Raw genomic sequence first — 17,707 nt, 5'->3', positions numbered from 1 at the left:
CGATCCTCTCAGGCCTTGAGCTGCTCGAAGACCTCGGCGGGGGTGTCGGCGAAGGTGATCAGCTCGCCGAGCGGGCGGGGCAGGAAGCCCTCGGCGTCCATCCGCTCCAGCTGGGTCCGCAGGCCGGCGTAGAAGCCCTCGGTGTCCAGCACGACCACCGGCTTCTCGTGCAGCGCGTGCTTCTTCAGCTCCAGCACCTCGGTGACCTCGTCGAGGGTGCCGAGGCCGCCGACCAGGACGACGACGGCGTCGGCGCGCATCAGCAGCTGCGCCTTCCGCTCGGCCAGGTCGCGGGTGACGACGAACTCGTCGGCGCCGTCGTAGCCCTTGTGCTTGAGCAGTTCGACCTGCACGCCGACGAGCCGCCCGCCGGCCGCCTTCACCCCGTCGGCGAGCAGGCCCATCAGCCCGGCGTTGGAGCCGCCCCACACCAGGGTGTGCCCGCCCTCGCCGAGGAGCCGGGCGAACTCGGCGGCGGGGGCGGTGTAGCGGTCGTCGAGGGAGTACGCGGAGCAGAAGACAGTGATGTTCATAGTGCTACTCGGTCTATCACGTGCCCGGCGCCCACTCGCGGCCTTTTCCGCCCCACCGGTCCTCCCCCGCACCGGGAGTGGTTCGCCCACTACCCGGTGGCGTCACGGGCGTGGTAGTTGTCATATTCACGCCATCCACGTGGCTGGTGAACGCCGGTTCGCCGCGCACGCACCCGCGAAGGGGACCCCGATGACCCTGCTGCCCGGGGCCGAACGCGCCCACCCCGCCGACCTGTACGGCTGCCCGTCCGGCGCCGTCTGCATCTACGCCCGGGACCAGCCCGCCGGCAGCAGCACCCTGACCGACACCTACTGGTCGTCCGGCGCCCACAACCTGTCGGACCACTACGGCTGGCACTGGGTGGTCAACAACCGGCGCGGCGGCGCCGGCGCGACGCTCTGCCACCGGTTCGACGGCGGCGACTGCACCGGCGCCACCGTCCCCACCGGCAGCTGGGTCGCGGCCGACCTCGGCCCGATCCACTCCATCCGCCTCGACCCGTGACGGGCGGCTACCCGATGGCCGGCGCCTGCCCCCCGAGCAGGCGCCGGCCATCATGCGTCCGGATGCTCGGTGCGGCGTCGTCCACCCGGAGAGCATCCAGCATCCGTACGGCGTAGACCTCGGCCATGCGCTCCGACACCTCGGCCGGCAGGAGCCAGTCGACGCCGATCGACTCGTCCGAGAGGTGCTCGACGCCCCCCTCGGGGCGGCAGCGGAACACCAACGCGACGATGCCGCGGGCCACGTTCTTGTAGACCCCGGTCAACCGCTCCACCCGGACCTTGATCCCGGTCTCCTCGAACACCTCACGCCGCACCCCCTCCTCCGGCGCCTCCGCGAGCTCCAGGACCCCACCCGGAGGCTCCCAAGTACCGTTGTCCGCGCGCCGAATCGCCAGCACCCGGCCGTCCTCGCGCACCACCACACCCGCGACGGAAACCGAGTGGAGCGGCAACGCGTCCGGGGCGGTGTCGGTCATGGCCATGAGCATAGGTGCGGGACTACCCGAGGTAGACCTTCTGCCACTCCAGCGAGGTCATCGAGAGCGCCGCCTCGGCGAGTTGCCGAGCCGAGTCGGTCTTCAGGCTGCCGAGACTGCTGTCGATCCAGGGCTGCACGTTCCGATAGCCCTGCTCGCGGTACTCGACGGCCTGGATCAGGCATTCCAGCTTGTCGGCGTCGTGCGCGACGACCACCTCCAGGCTCTCGCCGTTCTCGTACTCCTCGACGATCGCCCGGACACCGGCCACTACGGCCGGGTGGGCGGCACTGACCTGATCGGCGGTAACCCGCTCATTGGAGGCGGCGGTCAGGTACCGCCGCCCGATGTGTGGGATGTCGCCGACGCGGGTCTCCTGCGAGTCATGGAAGAGGCAGAGCAGCGCGACCTTCGCCGGGTCGGCACCCTCCATCATCGCGAGAACCGCACCGACGACACCGGTACGGAAGGAGTGTTCGGCGATCGTCTCGGGATCCTTCACCCCGGCGATCCACCAGCCCGACCGCTTCGCCCGCTTGAGCATCCCCGCCTCGAAGAGGTAGCCCGCCGTACCCTTCGCCTGCCCGACCTCTGTCACAGCTACCCACCCGGTCCTACGTCGCAGAATCTCTTCCAAATACGTCGAGTACCTTGTTCGCCCGATGGCCGGCGGCTACTCGGCGAGCAGCCGCCGGGCGACTACGACCCAGGTGTGATCGAGCGCCTCGGCGGGCGAAGCAGGTCCAGGACGTTGGTCCAGCTGTACCTTTCACGCCCTCCACCTGACTTGGGCTTGTGGGGCACGTAGTCGCCGATCAGGACACCCATCGACCGGAGGCGCGCCAAGCTCTCCCCGTACGCCGGGTGAGCGGCCTGGGCGGAGTTCACGTAGGGCTGGACGGCCACCGGAATGCCCAGTCCGTATGCCTCGCAGAGGATGCCGAGCGCGAGCGTGTCAGAGATCCCGGCGGCCCACTTGTTGATGGTGTTGAACGTGGCAGGGGCGACCGCGATGGCGTCGGCCGGGGGCAGCGGCTGCAGGGTGCTCGGCGTCCGCCAAGCCGAGCGGATCGGGTAGCCGGTCTGGGCCTCGATGGTCTTCTGGTCCACGAAGTCGAGGGCACTGGGGGTGGCGATCACGCCGACCTTCCAACCCTCGGCGTGGGCGGCTGCGATCAGCTCGCCCACGCCGTCGGCAACACCCGAAGCGCAGACGACGACATAAAGGAACGCGTCACGGTGCTCGATCAAACCTCGACATCCCAACTCCTGGCAGAACGGCCATCGAACCGGGCGGGTCGAGCGGCGTTCGCACGACCCGCCCGGCGGGGCAGCCACCGGGCTCCGGTGGACATTCCGCGTGCGCCCCGGCCAAGCGTTCCCTTCACCACGCCTCCACCCCGTCACGTAGATACCGGATGCTGCCGTCTGCGATCGCCCGGACGGCGGCGTTCAGCCGGTTCCGTTGGCGGGCTTGCAGGCGATCGGCCACCTCAGCCGAGGGAAGGAACACTGCCTCGGACAACTCGTCGTCGTATGGGCGCACCCCGGCTGCCAGGTCCGGCCCGAGGATGCCCGCGTCGAAGATGAACGCGATCTGGTCGTCCCACGGCCCGTGCGGCGCCACCCAGTCCACGACAAGCAGGCGATGGATGGTGATCTCCAGGCCCAGCTCTTCACGCAGTTCGCGTACTGCGGCCTCGTCCGGCGGCTCGTTGGCCTCCGCCATGCCACCCGGGAGGTCCCAACCCTCCTTGTAGGTTGGGTTGACGGTCAGGACGCGACCAGCCTGGTCACGCAGGATCACGTCCGCTGCGACGCGCTTGCGGGCCTGCCGGGCATTGCCCTCGGCGAGGTAGGCGTTCCAGGCGTCGGTGTCAGTGGGCGCGGGCCTCACCTTGAGCCTCCCCGAGACGACGAGACGATGTCGGCGAGCAAGAGCATGCGAGCCTTGCACGCCTCATCGAATCGTGCCAGGTAGTCACGCACCGGACTGTACTCGCGGTACTGCCGGAAGAGTTGACCGAGCTCGTCCAGTTGGTGGACAACCCGAACCGAGCCGAGGGTCGGGCTGGTGTTCAGCAGCTCGGTTCCGACACCGACTGCGGCGTCCAGGTCACCGCAGTCGACATGGATACGCGCGAGGGCAATGCGGCTGAGCGTGAGTGAGCGGGTGCGGCCTTCCTCCCGCAGGGCCACAGCCTGCTCGCCGTGTCGAAGGGCTTGCTCGGATTGGCCCAGGTCGCGGAGTGCCAAGGCGGACTCACCGGCGAGGGTGGCGTCGTCGAACGGGCTCAGCCACGGATTCTCATCGTCGGCTCCGACCGCAAGTGCGGCATGGGCACGGTCGAGTGCCTGCACTGCCGGACCATACTGCCGGGAGGACGCCATCGCCCGTGCCAGCATGGTGTTCAACCGAGCCATGAGGCCCGGCAAGCGCGGCCCCCGACGAGCCAGTTCGATACCGACAGCAGCCCAGTGCGCCGCCTTCACCGGATCACCGGCTTGGAGGGAGAGGTGGCTGGTGCTGGCTGCTACGTGCGCCGCAAGTGGCAGATCGCCGGCGGCACGGGCGAGAGGGAGCGCGCGAGCGAAGTGTCGGGCGGCCAAGTCGTCACGGCCGGAGTCATGAGCCATCCAGCCGGCCGTCTCAGTGAGCGCAGCGGCGGCAGCGAACACCTGCGGGCTGCTTGCAACATCGACCAGGCGCGGCGCCACCTTGCCAGAGAGGTGGTGAACCACGGCCGAGTACAGGCGCCCACCTCCCGCCTGCCGATCTGCCCGACGAAAGGCATCCACGGTGACCAGGTCGTCGCCGTCAGCCTCTGACAAAGCTTGCGCAGAGGTCGGGGGTTCAGGAGTGGCGTCGGGCTCCCACGGCCTACGGGCGAGGCCCAGCAACTCCCCCGGAATGTGGAAGGCATCGGCGATCTGCTCGAACAGCGCCAGTTTCTCGACTCTGGTCTTGCCGTTCATGTAGTCGTAGAGCCGTCCCTGGCCGATCTCGACGGCGGCGGCAATTCGCCGGGTGCTGAGCCCTCGCGCATTGAGGAGCCGGAACACGGCACCCATGTCGCGGGCCGCACACGCGCGCAGCAGACGCTCGTCCTGGAGCAGTCCGGCGGCCACCTCGCGTAAGCCCGGTTGAACACCCACAGTTTGGCTCCCCTTACAGGTTGTGTCGATCGTAGGCCCATGGTGCTGGAACTGACTCCGTTTCGGAGTCACTGGGTCGGAGTCTCCTGCGGCAGTACCGCGGCCGTTGAATGAGCGTCGCCACCCTGATCCTCAACGGGAGCGAACCTTCATGTCTCCACTCACCAGGTTGCAGACCAGCGCTGTCAACGACCCCGGGGAAGCCTCAGTGGCCACCGACGCCGACCGGCCTGTCGCTCGATTCCTTGCACCGGCAACCGTCCGCCTGCCGTACCGGCCCGAGTCCGTCGCCGCTGCGCGTCGCTTCGTCACGGCGAAGTTCAGGGAGTGGAGTCTGGACGACTTGATGGACGACGCCACCGTGATCGTCAGTGAGCTGGCCACCAACGCCGTGAAGACAGGGTGCTTGACCCGCATGCTCGTCGGCGTGCGGCGGCCGAGCGACCGGGTCGTCCGCATCCTCGTCGGCGACGGCTCCCGTTCGATGCCCGTGATGGTCGAGACCGGGCCCGGCCACACCTCCGGCCGAGGCCTGGCGATGGTCCACAAACTCACGGACGGCCGCTGGGGCGTCACTCCGCTTCCCCTCGGGAAGGTCATTCACGCCGACCTCACGGCCTCCGCGCCGGCTTCCCGGTGAGCGTGAAGCCGCCGGACGGCCGTCCCGGCTCCGACGATCCGCCGCCCTCCGTCCCCGAGCCCGTTCAGGTCTGGGCTGCTTACGGAGTGTCCGCGGCGGCCGGACTCCACCTTGTCGTCGCGGCCCTGGTGCTGATCAACCGCACCCACTGAAGCCCCCGCCCGCGCCGCCGGGTCGGCGGCGCGGGCGGGATCACCACGCACGTCCCCTCCAACAAGGAGCACCTTCATGCCCAAATCCGAACCGAAACCGGCCCGCCCCAAGCCGTCCAGGCCGCCCACGCCCCGGCCGCCGGACCGGTAGCGGCGCGTCACACCACCACCCGACAACCAGCAACGAAGAACCCGGAGGATGCATGACCTGGGGAACCGACAAGAAGAGCGGCGGCAAGCACGGGGGCAAGAAGGACCCCGGCACGAGCAAGCCGTCCCCCGACGGCGCGCGGCCGGCGCCCGAGCCCAAGCACAAGAAGGAAGACGGCAAGAAGTGACGAACCCCGCGCATCGACCGGAGCAGGCCGCCACCCGCGGCCTGCTCCGGGCCGTCGGCGAAGCACTCGGCGGCCCGGTTCCCAACGAGTGGAAGGAAGCGATCACGGCTGTCCCGCGCCATCGCTTCCTCCCCGAGCGGATCTGGCTGGAGGACGGCCACGGCGGCTATGAGCCGTGCGACCTCGAAGCCGATCACGAGCGGTGGTTCGACGCGGCCTACTCGGACCTGCCGATCGTCACCCAGGTCAATGACGGCCAGGTATCGGACGACCCGGCCGATGCCTGGCCGTCCTCCTCCGCCTCGGCTCCCTCGATCGTCGTCCGGATGCTCCACGACCTCGATGTCCGGCCCGGCATGAAGGTGCTGGAGATCGGCACCGGTACGGGCTGGAACGCCGCACTCCTCGCCCACCGCCTCGGCACCGGGAGCGTCGCCTCGGTCGAGATCGACCCCGAGGTCGCACGGCGGGCCTGGGCGTCGCTGAACGCGGCAGGCCTGGATGTGGACGTCCTCTGCGGGGACGGCTCCCTCGGCTGGGGCCACCGGCAGCCGTACGACCGCATCATCTCCACCTGCTCGGTCCGCCGCGTGCCCTGGCCCTGGATCGACCAGACCAGGCCCGGAGGCGTCATCCTCACCCCATGGGACAACCCGATGATCTGCTGGGGCCTGCTCCGCCTCACCGTCGACCAGGACCGAGCCCAGGGCCGGTTCAGCCCGCACTCGGCGTTCATGCTCATGCGCAGCCAGCGGCAGGACCTGCGGATCTTCCGCGATGTGGTCCGGGACGACCACGTCCCCGACGAGTCCAGGACGGCGCTGCCACCGTCGAAGATCACCGGCGACCACTGGGAGGCCCGTTTCGCCGTCGGACTGCGCCTCGGCGACGTGTGGACCGCCTGGGAGGACGACGAGGAGCGGCTCTGGGTCGCGACGACGGACGCCCGCTCCTGGGCGGCCGTCGACCGGGACGACCCCGGATTCACCGTCTGGCAGCACGGCCCGCGCCGACTCTGGGACGAGGTCGAGACCGCCCACCGCTGGTGGGAGGAGCACGGCAGGCCGGGCCCCGCACGGTTCGGCCTGACCGTCACCGGCAGACGGCAGTGGACCTGGCTGGACCACCCCGCACAGGTGGCCGGAGCCGTCAGGCGTTGACCGCGGGGCGCTCGGTCGTCGCGATGGTGGCGGAGCCGACCACGCGGGTGCCGTCGTACAGGACCACGGCCTGGCCGGCGGCGATGCCGCGGACCGGGGTGTCCAGCCGGACGTGCAGTTCGCCGTCGACGACCGAGGCCTCGACCGGCACCTCGCCGCCGTGGGCGCGCAGCTGCGCCGTGTAGCGGCCGTCGGCCAGCGGCTCGGTGCCGCACCAGCGCGGGCGGATGGCGGTCAGCGCCGTCACGTCCAGCCCCTCGACCGGTCCGACCGTGACGGTGTTGTTCACCGGCGAGATGTCGAGCACGTACCGCGGCTTGCCGTCGGCCGCCGGGCGGCCGATCCGCAGGCCCTTGCGCTGGCCGATGGTGAAGCCGTACGCGCCGTCGTGCTCACCGAGCTTGGTGCCGTCCACGTCGAGGATGTCGCCGGTCGCGGAGCCGAGGTGCTTGGCCAGGAAGCCCTGGGTGTCGCCGTCCGCGATGAAGCAGATGTCGTGGCTGTCCGGCTTCTTCGCGACGGCCAGGCCCCGGCGCTCGGCCTCCTCGCGGATGACGTCCTTGGTGGTGTCGCCGAGCGGGAAGAGCGAGTGGGCCAGCTGGTCGGCGTCGAGCACCCCGAGCACGTAGGACTGGTCCTTGGCGGCGTCCGCGGCACGGTGCAGCTGCCGCTCCCCGGAGGGCAGGTCGACGATCCGGGCGTAGTGGCCGGTGCAGACGGCGTCGAAGCCGAGCGCGATCGCCTTGTCCAGCAGGGCCGCGAACTTGATCTTCTCGTTGCAGCGCAGGCACGGGTTGGGCGTGCGGCCGGCCGCGTACTCGGCGACGAAGTCGTCGATGACGTCCTCGCGGAACCGCTCCGCGAGGTCCCAGACGTAGAACGGGATGCCGATCACGTCGGCGGCCCGACGGGCGTCGCGGGAGTCCTCGATGGTGCAGCAACCGCGGGCGCCGGTGCGGAAGGACTGCGGGTTGGCCGACAGCGCCAGGTGCACGCCGGTGACCTCGTGCCCGGCTTCGACCGCGCGGGCGGCGGCGACGGCGGAGTCCACCCCGCCGGACATCGCGGCCAGCACGCGCAGGCGGCCTGTGGACGGGGCGGTCGGGGCACCGGGGAAGTCAGTCATGATGCCTCCAAGAGTACGTGCTCGGCGCGGCCGCCCCGCCGGGATTACCGGGCGCGCGCGGCCGCCGCCAGACCGGCGTTGCGGGCCCGCTGGACGGCCGGGGCGATCGCCGCGGCGAGCGCCTCCACGTCCTCGCGGGTGGAGGTGTGGCCGAGCGAGAAGCGCAGCGAGGCGCGGGCCAGCACCGGGTCGACGCCCATCGCCAGCAGGACGTGGCTGGGCTGCGGCACCCCGGCCGAGCAGGCCGAGCCGGTGGAGCACTCGATGCCCTGGGCGTCGAGCAGCATCAGCAGCGCGTCGCCCTCGCAGCCGGGGAAGGAGAAGTGCGCGTTGGCGGGCAGCCGCCCCTCGGCCGCCGGGTCGCCGTTGAGCACCGCGTCCGGGACGGCGGCCAGCACCGCGGCGACCAGTTCGTCCCGCAGCCCGCCGAGCACCGCCGCGTGCTCCGCCCGCCGCTCGACGGCCAGCGCCGCCGCGGCCGCGAAGCCGGCGGACGCCGGGGCGTCCAGCGTGCCGGAGCGGACGTCGCGCTCCTGGCCGCCGCCGTGCAGCAGCGGAACGGGCGCGGCGCCGCGCGACAGCAGCAGCGCGCCGATGCCGAACGGGCCGCCGATCTTGTGACCGGTGACGGTGAGCGCGGTGAGCCCCGAATCGGCGAAGGAGACCGGCACCTGACCGAGCGCCTGAACCGCGTCGGCGTGCATCGGGATGCCGAACTCGGCGGCTACGGCGGCCAGTTCGACGACCGGCTGGACGGTGCCGACCTCGTTGTTGGCCCACATCACGGTGACCAGCGCGACCGACGCCGGGTCGCGCTCGATCGCCTCGCGCAGCGCCGTCGGGTGGACCCGGCCGAGGCCGTCGACCGGCAGGTACTCGACCGTCGCGCCCTCGTGCTCGGAGAGCCAGTGCACCGCGTCCAGCACCGCGTGGTGCTCGACCGGGCTGCTGAGCACCCTGGTCCGGGTCGGATCGGCGGCCCGCCGGGCCCAGTACAGGCCCTTCACGGCCAGGTTGTCGGACTCGGTGCCGCCGCCGGTGAGGACGATCTCGCTGGGGCGGGCGCCCAGCGACTCCGCCAGCGACTCACGGGCCTCCTCGACCACGCGGCGGGCCCGGCGGCCGGCCGCGTGCAGGGAGGAGGCGTTGCCGACGACCCCCAGGTGCGCCGTCATCGCGGCGATCGCCTCGGGCAGCATCGGCGTGGTCGCCGCATGGTCCAGGTATGGCATAACCATCCGATTGTAGAGGGCCGCCGGACCGCGCTCGGGACGGCGCCGCGTCCGGGGCCGCGCGAACGAACCTGCCGTCACCTTCGCCACCCGCGCCCCACGCGTACACCGCCCGCCTCCCCGACACCCCACCGGCGCCGCTCCGTTGGGCGGACGCCGGCGTCCGGGGGCGGTTTGCGCCACCGTCGGGGCCGGCGGTTAGCCTGGCGGCCGCTCGTGCCACGGCCGGGAGCAGCGAGAGCAGAGGGGGAACGGAATGCCGCAGTCGGTCGACCGCGCCCTCACCCTGCTCGGCTCCCTCGGCGACGGCCCGGTGACCCTCGAACAGGCCGCCACCGGCATCGGCGTCCACAAGTCCACCGCCCTGCGCCTGCTCCGCACGCTGGAGGAGCACGGCTTCGTCCACCGTCAGTCCGACCGGCGCTACCGGCTCGGCGGCCGGCTCCTGTCGCTCGCCCACCGGGCGCTGGAGGAGACCGACGTCCGGCAGATCGCCGCGCCCTACCTGTCCGCGCTCAACCGGCGCTCCGGCCTGACCGTCCAGCTCGCGGTGCTGCAGGACGGCGAGGTGCTCTACCTGGACGAGCTGGCCGGCCGCCGGTCCGGGCCCGGCTCCACCGCCCGGCCGTCCCGGATCGGACGCCGGGCCCCCGCGTCCGGCACCGCGATCGGCCGGGTACTGCTGGCCGGACTGCCCGAGGACGAACTGCCCGCCGATCTGGCCAGGGTCCGCCGCCAGGGCTGGGCGGCGGAGTCGGCCGAGCACCGGGAGGCGGTGGCCTGCGTGGCCGCCCCGGTGGCCGGCAGCGCCGGGCGGCCGATCGCCGCCTGCGCGGTGAGCGCCCCGACCGACCGGGTGGCGCCGGTCGAGCTGTTCCGGATGCTGCCCGAACTGCTCTGCACCGCCGAGGCGATCTCCCTCGCGTACGGTGGCTCGCCTACTCCTCGCTGGTGCGAGAACCGTTGCGGTGCCACGCCCGCGGAGCGCGCCAGCCGTACTTGAGGGCGAGCATCCGCAGCACGAACGCGGTCAGCGCGGCGGCCGTACCGGTGGCGGCGGTCAGCCGGTCGAGGCCGATCAGCACCACCACCAGGGCCGAGCCGACCAGGGCGGGCACGGCGTAGATCTCCCGGTCCCAGCGGAGCAGCGAGGGGATCTCGCCGGCCAGGACGTCGCGCATCACGCCGCCGCCGGCCGCGGTCACCATGCCGAGCGCGATCGCGGCCACGGCACCGAGGCCGTAGTCGTGCGCCTTGGCCGTCCCGGTGACGCAGAACAGGCCGAGGCCGAGCGCGTCCAGGGTCTGCACGGCGCGGTTGATCCGCTCGACCTCGGGGTGCAGGAAGAAGACCACCAGGCCGGCCACCAGCGGGGTGAGGAAGTACCCGAGGTTGGTGAAGGCCGCCACCGGGGTGGCCCCGATCACGAGGTCGCGCATCACGCCGCCGCCCAGCGCGGTGACCTCGGCGAGCACACAGATCCCGAAGATGTCCATGTTCTTGCGGACGGCGAGGAGGCCCCCGGAGAGGGCGAAGACGAAGATGCCGACCAGGTCGAGGGACTGCTGGACATCGGACGGGAAGATCTGCGAGCTCACCGCACAACTATGTACCGCTTGTCCGGCTTGTACTGCACCGGGCCCCGGTAGCCCTCAACAGCGGGCCGCCGCGGGGGCCGTGTCGGTGCACGGTCCCCGCGGCAGGAGGGCGCGCCGGTGCCGAGAGGGAGGAGCGAGGAGACCCGACGGAGGAGGGCATCGGAGCGACGACCGTCGGCACCGGGACCAGCGCCCGGTGCCGCAGTGTCACGGTCCCCGCGGCAGGAGGGCGCGCCGGTGCCGAGAGGGAGGAGCGAGGAGACCCGACGGAGGAGGGCATCGGAGCGACGACCGTCGGCACCGGGACCAGCGCCCGGTGCCGCAGTGTCACGGTCCCCGGCCGGTGGCTTCCTCGTCGGGCGGGCCTCACGCCGAGGCGAGCGTCTTCTCCTCGCCGCCCTCGCCGAGCTCGGGGCTCTACTCTTCGTTCCCCTCGCCGAGCTCGGGGAAGTGGCACGCCACCTGGTGCCCCGTCTTCCGCGCCGCGAGCGGCGGCTCCTGGGTGGCGCAGATCTCCTGCGCCTTCCAGCACCGCGTGCGGAACCGGCAGCCGGAGGGCGGGTTGATCGGCGAGGGCACGTCGCCCTTGAGCAGGATGCGCTCACGCCCGCCGCTGTGCCGGCGGCGAGGGTCGGGCACCGGCACCGCGGACATCAGCGCGTTGGTGTACGGGTGCATCGGGCTCGCGTAGAGCGAGTCCCGGTCGGCGATCTCGACGACCTTGCCGAGGTACATCACCGCCACCCGGTCCGAGACGTGCCGGACCACCGAGAGGTCGTGCGCGATGATCAGGTAGGTGAGGCCGAGCTCCTGCTGGAGGTCGTCCAGCAGGTTGACGACCTGCGCCTGGATGGAGACGTCGAGCGCGGAGACCGGCTCGTCCGCGATGATCATCTTCGGCCGCAGGGCGAGCGCCCGGGCGATGCCGATGCGCTGGCGCTGGCCGCCGGAGAACTCGTGCGGGTAGCGGTTGTAGTGCTCGGGGCTGAGCCCGCAGAGCTCCAGCAGCTCCTGGACGGCCTTCTTGACCCCGCCGGCCGGCTCCGCCTTCTGCAGCTTGAACGGCGCGCCGACGATGGTGCCGACGGTGTGCCGGGGGTTCAGCGAGGAGTACGGGTCCTGGAAGATCATCTGGAGGTCGCGGCGCAGCGGCCGCATCGCGCCGACGCCCAGGTGGCTGATGTCGCGGCCGTCGAACTCGATCTTCCCGCCGGTCGGCTCGTCGAGGCGGGTGACCAGCCGGCCCATGGTCGACTTGCCGCAGCCGGACTCGCCGACGACGCCCAGGGTCTCCCCCGCGTTGACCGTGAAGTCGATGCCGTCGACGGCCCGCACCGCACCGGTCTGGCGCCGCAGCAGCCCGCCGCGGATCGGGAAGTGCCGCGTCAGACCGCTGACCCGGAGCAGGGGCTCACGGTCGGAGGCGGGCGCGGGCGTGGGGATCACGGCCGCCTGGGTGTCCGTCATCGGTTCTCTCCAGAATGGTGGTACGAATCCGGGGTCACAGCCGGGTTCACAGCCGGGGCGCGATCTCTTCGGTGAAGATGCGGTGCCGGTCGGCGGCCTTGAGGTGGCAGGCCGCGTGGTGCCCGGGGGCGGCCTCGGTCAGGACCGGGACCTCGGTGGTCGAGCGCCCGCCGGTCAGCTCCGCGTACGGGCAGCGCGGGTGGAACGCGCAGCCGGACGGCACGTTGATCAGGCTGGGCGGGGTGCCCTTGACCGGGACGAGCCGGTCCTGGAGCTCGCGGTCGAGCCGCGGCATCGAGCCCAGCAGGCCCCAGGTGTAGGGGTGCTCGGGCGCGTCGAAGAGGGTGTCGGCGGGGCCGCGCTCGATGCACTTGCCGCCGTACATGACCAGGATGTCGTCGGCGAGTTCGGCGACCACCCCGAGGTCGTGGGTGATGATGATGACGGCCGAGCCGAACTCCTGCTGGAGGTCGCGGATGAGGTCCAGGATCTGCGCCTGGACGGTGACGTCCAGGGCGGTGGTGGGCTCGTCGGCGATCAGCAGGGAGGGGTCGTTGACCAGGGCCATGGCGATCATGGCGCGCTGGCGCATGCCGCCGGAGAACTGGTGCGGGTAGTCGTCCACCCGGCGGTCGGGCTGCGGGATGCCGACCCGGTCGAGCATCTCGATCGCGCGGGCCCGGGCCTGCTTCTTGCTCGCCTCGGGGTGGTGCACCCGGTAGGCCTCGACGATCTGCGCCCCGACCGTGTAGTAGGGGTGCATCGCGGTCAGCGGGTCCTGGAAGATCATCGCCATCGAGCGGCCGCGCAGCTGGCGGACCCGGTCGGGGCCGGCCGCGATCAGCTCCTCGCCGTCCAGGTGGATCTCGCCGCTGATCCGGGCCCGCTTGGAGCGGTGCAGGCCCATGATGCCGAGCGAGGTCACGGACTTGCCGGAGCCGGACTCGCCGACGATGCCGAGGGTTCGGCCCTTGTGCAGGTCGAAGCTGACGCCGTCGACCGAGCGGACCAGGCCGTCGTCGGTGTCGAAGTGGATCCGCAGGTCCCGGACGGAGAGGAACGCGTCGCCGGTCGGGGCCTGCGCCGCGCCGGCCGGGGCCTGCGCGGCGTCCGCCGGGGTCTTCTGGAGCTCGGTCACGACAGCCTCACCCGGGGGTCGACAGCGGCGTACAGGAGGTCAACCACGAGGTTGCAGAGGACGATGAAGAAGGCGGCGAGCAGCGTCACGCCGAGGATCTTCGGCAGGTCGTTGTCGGTGATCGCGGAGACCGCGAAGAAGCCGACGCCCTGGAGCGAGAAGACCTGCTCGGTGATCATCGCCCCGCCGAGCAGCAGACCGAGGTCCATGCCGAAGATGGTGACGATCGGGGTGAGCGCGGAGCGCAGCCCGTGCCTGACGACCACCTTGCGCTCGATCAGGCCCTTGGCCCGGGCGGTGCGGATGTAGTCCTCGCTCATCGTCTCCAGCATTCCGGCCCGGGTGAGCCGGGCGTAGAGCGCGGAGTAGAGGAAGGCCAGCGAGATCCACGGGAGGATCAGGTTGCGGGCCCACATCAGCGGGTCGTCGGTGAAGTTGACGTACTGCAGGTTGTCCAGGATCGGCCACTCGTAGCTGAAGAGCGTGAGCAGCAGCGCGCCGGTGAAGAAGACCGGCAGCGAGACGCCGGCCAGCGCGACGCCCATGGAGAGCCGGTCGAAGATCGACTTCGGCTTGAGCGCCGAGATGACACCGGTGGTGACGCCGGAGAGCAGCCAGAGCACCGCCGCGCCGATGGCGAGGGAGATGGTGACCGGGACGCGCTTGGTCAGCTCCGGCCACACCTCCAGGTGGTTCTTGAACGAGTAGCCGAAGCACGGCACGTGGCAGGTGGCCGGTTCCGGGCCGAACTTGTACTCTGCGCCGCTGACCAGGGACTTCAGGAAGTGCCAGTACTGGGCGTACAGCGGCTGGTCGAAACCGAGGTTCTTCTTGACCGCGGCGATCGCGTCGGGCGAGGGGTTCTTCCCGATGTACTGCGCGGCCAGCTGGTCGGTCGTCTCACCGGCCAGGCGCGGGAGCAGGAAGAAGATCGCGAAGGTGACCGCGCTGACCACCAGCAGCAGCACCGCGGCCGCGAGGATCCTGCGGATGATGTAGGCAAACACAGTTGGGCGGCTCCGGCGGCCCGCCGCCGTCCGGGATCCTCCGGACGGCGGCGGGCGCCGCTGCCTTCACCTGCCTTCAGGGATTGCGGAGCCAGGCTCTTACTTGGTGGTGCCGATGTTCAGGTAGTCGTACTCACCCGAGAAGGCCGGCGTCGAAGCGAGGTTGGTGGCGCTGTCCGGGCGGTACAGGAAGACCTTGAAGTCGGTCAGCGGGACGTAGACGGCCTGCTCCATGACCTTCTTGTCGATCTGGGCGTAGATCTTCTCGCGGGCCGCCCGGTCCGGGTTGACCGCGGCCTCGTCGAGCAGCTTGTTGACCTCGGGGTCGTTCAGCTGGGCGAGGTTGCTGTTGCCGGAGGCCTTGATCGCGCGGCCGTCGACGATCTGCTGCAGGAAGCCGTAGCCGGTCGGCCAGTCGGCACCCCACTGCATCATCATCAGACCGATGTTGTGGTCCTGGGTGAACTGCGGGGCACCGGCGCTGTCGGTGAGGTACTTGCCCTGCGGGAACTGCTGGATCTCGGCGTTGATGCCGACCTTCTTCAGCGCGGCCTGGATCGAGGTCGCCGCGGCGACCTCGGTGGCGCGCTCGGTGCGGGCGGTCAGGACGGTGCTGAAGCCGTCGGGCTTGCCACAGGCCTTGAGGGCCTCCTTGGCCTTGGCCTCGTCGCCCTTGTTGTCCTTGGACTCGTAGAGGTTGAAGTCCTGGTGGCCCGGGATGTCCGGCGGGAGCACCGTGTTGGCGACCGAGCCGCGGATCGGGCCGCCGAGCGCGGTCTGCACCGACACCTTGTCGATCGCGTACTGGACGGCCTTGCGGCAGTCGAGGTTGTCGAACGGCGCGACCTTGGTGTTGATCGCGGTGTAGACCAGGCGGCCGCCGTAGGCGTTGTCGGTCTTGGCCTTGAGCTTCGGGTCGCGCAGGATCTGCGCCTGGGTCTGCGGGTCGACACCGGCACCGACGAGGTCCACCTGGGCGTTGCCCGCCAGCAGGTCCTTGTCGACGGTGGCCTGGTCGATGTTCATCTTGAGCACGAGCTTGTCCGCGAGCTGCTTGCGGATCGGGTCGCTGCCCTTGTCCCAGTTGGTGTTCGGCACCAGGACGGCCTGCTTGCCGTCCTCGTAGCTCTCGAACTTGTAGGTGCCCGAGGAGACCACGTGCTTGACGTAGTCGGCGCCGGTGTCCTTGGCCTGCGGGACGGGCGCGGTCTGCGGGGCGCTCACCAGGTAGTCGAAGTCCGCGAAGGCGTGCTTCAGGTGGAAGACGATGGTCAGGTCGTCCGGCGTCTCGATCGACTTCAGGTCGCCGGTCTTGTCCTTGTACGGACCCTCGTACGGGGTCTCGTTGTCGACCAGCAGCTCCTTGAAGTACGTCGGGCCGTTGGAGTTCACGTCCGGCGCGAAGTTGGAGCGCTCCACGGCGTACTTGACGTCCTTGGAGGTGATCGGGGTGCCGTCGTCGTACTTCAGGCCCGCGCGCAGCTTGTACGTCCAGGACAGGCCGTCCGCGCTGGGCTTGCCCAGGGACTCGGCGAGGTCCGGGACCAGCTTGTTGCCCTCCTCGCCGGCGGCCGGCTGGAAGGTGGTCAGCGGACGGGCGTACAGGCGGGAGAAGTTGTAGATGTACGCGTAGTACGTGTTGCCGGGGTCGAGGGAGTCCGGCGTACCGCGCATCTCGAAGGTGACGGTGCCGCCCTTCTTGTCGGAGGCGTTGACGATGCCCTTGGTGGCCGCGTCGGCACCGGCGCCGGCACTGCTGCCGGACGCGGAGGAGGAGCTGTCGCCGCTCTTCGAGCTGGAGGAGCAGCCGGTGACGACCAGGACCGCGGCAGCGGCCGCGGCGGTCAGCGCGACGGTACGGGACCTACGCATGGGTGAGATCAACCCCTTGAGGAAGTGGAGGCGAAACGAAGGGTCCTGACGCTTGGTCAGTTGCTCTTGGGATCGAGGGCGTCACGCAGCCCGTCGCCGAGCAGGTTGAAGGCGAGCACGGTGAGGAAGATCGCCAGACCGGGGACCACCATGTACTGGGGGTCCACCTGGTAGTACTTGATCGCGTCGTTGAGCATCCCGCCCCAGGAGGCCTGCGGGGCCTGGATGCCGACACCGAGGAAGCTGAGCCCCGCCTCGAAGAGGATGTTGGTCGGGATCAGCAGGGTCGAGTAGACCAGGATCGGACCGACCAGGTTCGGCAGCAGCTCCTTGAACAGGATGAACGGCCCGCGGGCGCCCAGGCTGCGGGCGGCGTAGACGAACTCGCGCTCGCGCAGCGAGAGGGTCTGGCCGCGCACGATCCGGCCCATGTAGGGCCAGTTGAAGAAGCCGATCACGAAGATCAGCACCATGATGTGCAGCGGGAGGCCGTGCAGGCCGAACGCGCCGCCCTGGAGCGAGGCGGAGATCGCGATGGCGAAGAGCAGCAGCGGGAAGGCGAGGAACACGTCCATCACCCGGCTGATCAGGGTGTCCACCCAGCCGCCGTAGTAACCGGCCATCACGCCGAGCACGGTGCCGATGGTGTTGGAGAGCAGGGTCGCGCCGAAGGCGACCAGCAGGGAGACCCAGGAGCCCTCGATGATGCGGGAGAGCAGGTCGCGGCCCTGCAGCGGGTCGATGCCCAGCGGGTGGTCGGCGCTCATGCCGCCCCAGTCGCCCATCGGCAGGCCGCCGAGGTTGGCGTCCAGCAGGTCCTGGTTGAGCGCGTCGGGGTCCAGGCCGAAGACCGACTCGATCGGCTTGGCCAGCACGGCGAGCAGGATCAGCAGGATCACCACGACGCCGCCGGCGACGGCGGCCTTGTCCCGCTTGAAGCGGGTCCAGGCGATCTGGCCGAGCGAGCGGCCCTCGATCTTCTTGGCCGGGCTGGCGGCGGCGTCTGCCTCCGGCTCGTTCCCGGCGGTCTTGGTGAGTGCGGTCATGGTCAGTTCGGTCCCCTCGCCGACGGTGGCCGGCCCACGGGTGCCGGTCGCCGGATCGGCGGTACGGCTGGTGCGGACGTGCGGAGGTACGGACATGCGGAGGTACGGGTGCGGTGGATCTCGGCGGTACGTCGTGCGGTGCTGCGTGCGCGGGTACTGCCGCCACGCGGGATGGGCATCGCGTGGATCAAGCTGTCCGCCTGCGCGTTCGCCTTTGTGAGGCGCCAACCACGCGCGGTGCGTTGTTGCAGAACTCTCT

Annotated in this window: 19 protein-coding genes; 5 read left to right on the top strand and 14 right to left on the bottom strand. The window is 70.7% G+C overall.

Going from position 1 to position 17,707, the window contains the following annotated elements; translation table 11 throughout:
* Positions 1–8: 8 nt before the first annotated feature.
* Positions 9–533 carry a TIGR00730 family Rossman fold protein gene (locus tag RMN57_RS25350; protein ID WP_313765622.1) on the bottom strand — a complete coding sequence of 175 codons (525 nt, stop codon included), beginning with the start codon at positions 531–533 and terminating at the stop codon, positions 9–11.
* A 190-nt stretch (positions 534–723) separates the two neighbouring features.
* On the opposite strand from RMN57_RS25350, the gene RMN57_RS25345 reads away from it, so the two are divergent.
* A complete protein-coding gene (locus tag RMN57_RS25345; protein ID WP_313765621.1) occupies positions 724–1,038 on the top strand; it encodes a hypothetical protein in 315 nt (104 codons plus the stop codon).
* A 7-nt stretch (positions 1,039–1,045) separates the two neighbouring features.
* On the opposite strand, the gene RMN57_RS25340 is transcribed toward RMN57_RS25345, so the two are convergent.
* The 5 genes from RMN57_RS25340 to RMN57_RS25320 form a co-directional block, all read right to left on the bottom strand.
* Positions 1,046–1,528: an NUDIX domain-containing protein gene (locus tag RMN57_RS25340; RefSeq protein ID WP_380235888.1), complete on the bottom strand. Its 483-nt coding sequence runs from the start codon at positions 1,526–1,528 to the stop codon at positions 1,046–1,048.
* Between the two features lie 10 nt (positions 1,529–1,538).
* Complete coding sequence (locus tag RMN57_RS25335) at positions 1,539–2,060, bottom strand: HD family hydrolase (RefSeq protein WP_380235904.1); 522 nt, start codon at positions 2,058–2,060, stop codon at positions 1,539–1,541.
* A 155-nt stretch (positions 2,061–2,215) separates the two neighbouring features.
* Positions 2,216–2,767: a flavoprotein gene (locus RMN57_RS25330; protein WP_313765619.1), complete on the bottom strand. Its 552-nt coding sequence runs from the start codon at positions 2,765–2,767 to the stop codon at positions 2,216–2,218.
* Between the two features lie 133 nt (positions 2,768–2,900).
* The gene (locus RMN57_RS25325; protein ID WP_313765618.1) at positions 2,901–3,413 is read right to left on the bottom strand and encodes an NUDIX hydrolase; all 513 of its coding nucleotides are present in this window, start codon (positions 3,411–3,413) and stop codon (positions 2,901–2,903) included.
* Complete coding sequence (locus tag RMN57_RS25320) at positions 3,410–4,672, bottom strand: helix-turn-helix transcriptional regulator (protein WP_313765617.1); 1,263 nt, start codon at positions 4,670–4,672, stop codon at positions 3,410–3,412. Before RMN57_RS25320 ends, RMN57_RS25325 begins: the two co-directional genes overlap by 4 nt.
* A 208-nt stretch (positions 4,673–4,880) precedes the next feature.
* Here RMN57_RS25320 and RMN57_RS25315 point away from each other — a divergent pair, with 208 nt between their 5' ends.
* The 3 genes from RMN57_RS25315 (at position 4,881) to RMN57_RS25305 (ending at position 6,962) form a co-directional block, all read left to right on the top strand.
* Positions 4,881–5,312, top strand: coding sequence for an ATP-binding protein (locus RMN57_RS25315; protein WP_313765616.1), 432 nt, complete (start codon positions 4,881–4,883; stop codon positions 5,310–5,312).
* 355 nt (positions 5,313–5,667) lie between these two features.
* Positions 5,668–5,802: a hypothetical protein gene (locus RMN57_RS25310; RefSeq protein WP_313765615.1), complete on the top strand. Its 135-nt coding sequence runs from the start codon at positions 5,668–5,670 to the stop codon at positions 5,800–5,802.
* Complete coding sequence (locus RMN57_RS25305; RefSeq protein WP_313765614.1) at positions 5,799–6,962, top strand: methyltransferase domain-containing protein; 1,164 nt, start codon at positions 5,799–5,801, stop codon at positions 6,960–6,962. Before RMN57_RS25310 ends, RMN57_RS25305 begins: the two co-directional genes overlap by 4 nt.
* Here the strand turns inward: RMN57_RS25305 and mnmA are convergent.
* Entirely contained in the window at positions 6,952–8,088 is a 1,137-nt protein-coding gene (gene mnmA, locus RMN57_RS25300; RefSeq protein ID WP_313765613.1) for a tRNA 2-thiouridine(34) synthase MnmA, read from the bottom strand. The two genes, RMN57_RS25305 and mnmA, sit on opposite strands and share 11 nt — an antisense overlap.
* Positions 8,089–8,132: 44 nt before the next feature.
* Entirely contained in the window at positions 8,133–9,320 is a 1,188-nt protein-coding gene (locus tag RMN57_RS25295) for a cysteine desulfurase family protein (protein WP_313765612.1), read from the bottom strand.
* 256 nt (positions 9,321–9,576) lie between these two features.
* On the opposite strand from RMN57_RS25295, the gene RMN57_RS25290 reads away from it, so the two are divergent.
* Positions 9,577–10,323, top strand: coding sequence for an IclR family transcriptional regulator (locus tag RMN57_RS25290; RefSeq protein WP_313765611.1), 747 nt, complete (start codon positions 9,577–9,579; stop codon positions 10,321–10,323).
* Here the strand turns inward: RMN57_RS25290 and RMN57_RS25285 are convergent.
* From RMN57_RS25285 to RMN57_RS25260, 6 genes are all read right to left on the bottom strand, one after another.
* Positions 10,259–10,918, bottom strand: a complete 660-nt coding sequence (locus tag RMN57_RS25285) for a trimeric intracellular cation channel family protein (protein WP_313765610.1) — start codon at positions 10,916–10,918, stop codon at positions 10,259–10,261. The two genes, RMN57_RS25290 and RMN57_RS25285, sit on opposite strands and share 65 nt — an antisense overlap.
* A 417-nt stretch (positions 10,919–11,335) precedes the next feature.
* Positions 11,336–12,385, bottom strand: a complete 1,050-nt coding sequence (locus tag RMN57_RS25280; protein ID WP_313765609.1) for a dipeptide ABC transporter ATP-binding protein — start codon at positions 12,383–12,385, stop codon at positions 11,336–11,338.
* 46 nt (positions 12,386–12,431) lie between these two features.
* Positions 12,432–13,523, bottom strand: coding sequence for an ABC transporter ATP-binding protein (locus RMN57_RS25275; RefSeq protein ID WP_313765608.1), 1,092 nt, complete (start codon positions 13,521–13,523; stop codon positions 12,432–12,434).
* Positions 13,520–14,530: an ABC transporter permease gene (locus RMN57_RS25270; RefSeq protein ID WP_313765607.1), complete on the bottom strand. Its 1,011-nt coding sequence runs from the start codon at positions 14,528–14,530 to the stop codon at positions 13,520–13,522. Before RMN57_RS25270 ends, RMN57_RS25275 begins: the two co-directional genes overlap by 4 nt.
* A gap of 99 nt (positions 14,531–14,629) precedes the next feature.
* Complete coding sequence (locus RMN57_RS25265; RefSeq protein ID WP_313765606.1) at positions 14,630–16,402, bottom strand: ABC transporter substrate-binding protein; 1,773 nt, start codon at positions 16,400–16,402, stop codon at positions 14,630–14,632.
* 56 nt (positions 16,403–16,458) lie between these two features.
* The gene (locus RMN57_RS25260; RefSeq protein ID WP_238865386.1) at positions 16,459–17,448 is read right to left on the bottom strand and encodes an ABC transporter permease; all 990 of its coding nucleotides are present in this window, start codon (positions 17,446–17,448) and stop codon (positions 16,459–16,461) included.
* Positions 17,449–17,707: the final 259 nt, after the last annotated feature.

It is taken from the genome of Kitasatospora sp. CM 4170, from assembly GCF_032110285.1.
Lineage (GTDB): Bacteria > Actinomycetota > Actinomycetes > Streptomycetales > Streptomycetaceae > Kitasatospora > Kitasatospora aburaviensis.
This window is presented reverse-complemented; position numbering and strand designations above follow the sequence as displayed.

What these genes read in the sequence shown, in the direction of transcription:
- RMN57_RS25350 (WP_313765622.1), bottom strand. Translation starts at nt 533, where the DNA reads ATGAACATCACTGTCTTCTGCTCCGCGTACTCCCTCGACGACCGCTAC.
- RMN57_RS25345 (WP_313765621.1), top strand. Translation starts at nt 724, where the DNA reads ATGACCCTGCTGCCCGGGGCCGAACGCGCCCACCCCGCCGACCTGTAC.
- RMN57_RS25340 (WP_380235888.1), bottom strand. Translation starts at nt 1,528, where the DNA reads ATGCTCATGGCCATGACCGACACCGCCCCGGACGCGTTGCCGCTCCAC.
- RMN57_RS25335 (WP_380235904.1), bottom strand. Translation starts at nt 2,060, where the DNA reads ATGCTCAAGCGGGCGAAGCGGTCGGGCTGGTGGATCGCCGGGGTGAAG.
- RMN57_RS25310 (WP_313765615.1), top strand. Translation starts at nt 5,668, where the DNA reads ATGACCTGGGGAACCGACAAGAAGAGCGGCGGCAAGCACGGGGGCAAG.
- mnmA (WP_313765613.1), bottom strand. Translation starts at nt 8,088, where the DNA reads ATGACTGACTTCCCCGGTGCCCCGACCGCCCCGTCCACAGGCCGCCTG.
- RMN57_RS25295 (WP_313765612.1), bottom strand. Translation starts at nt 9,320, where the DNA reads ATGCCATACCTGGACCATGCGGCGACCACGCCGATGCTGCCCGAGGCG.
- RMN57_RS25290 (WP_313765611.1), top strand. Translation starts at nt 9,577, where the DNA reads ATGCCGCAGTCGGTCGACCGCGCCCTCACCCTGCTCGGCTCCCTCGGC.
- RMN57_RS25280 (WP_313765609.1), bottom strand. Translation starts at nt 12,385, where the DNA reads ATGACGGACACCCAGGCGGCCGTGATCCCCACGCCCGCGCCCGCCTCC.
- RMN57_RS25265 (WP_313765606.1), bottom strand. Translation starts at nt 16,402, where the DNA reads ATGCGTAGGTCCCGTACCGTCGCGCTGACCGCCGCGGCCGCTGCCGCG.
- RMN57_RS25260 (WP_238865386.1), bottom strand. Translation starts at nt 17,448, where the DNA reads ATGACCGCACTCACCAAGACCGCCGGGAACGAGCCGGAGGCAGACGCC.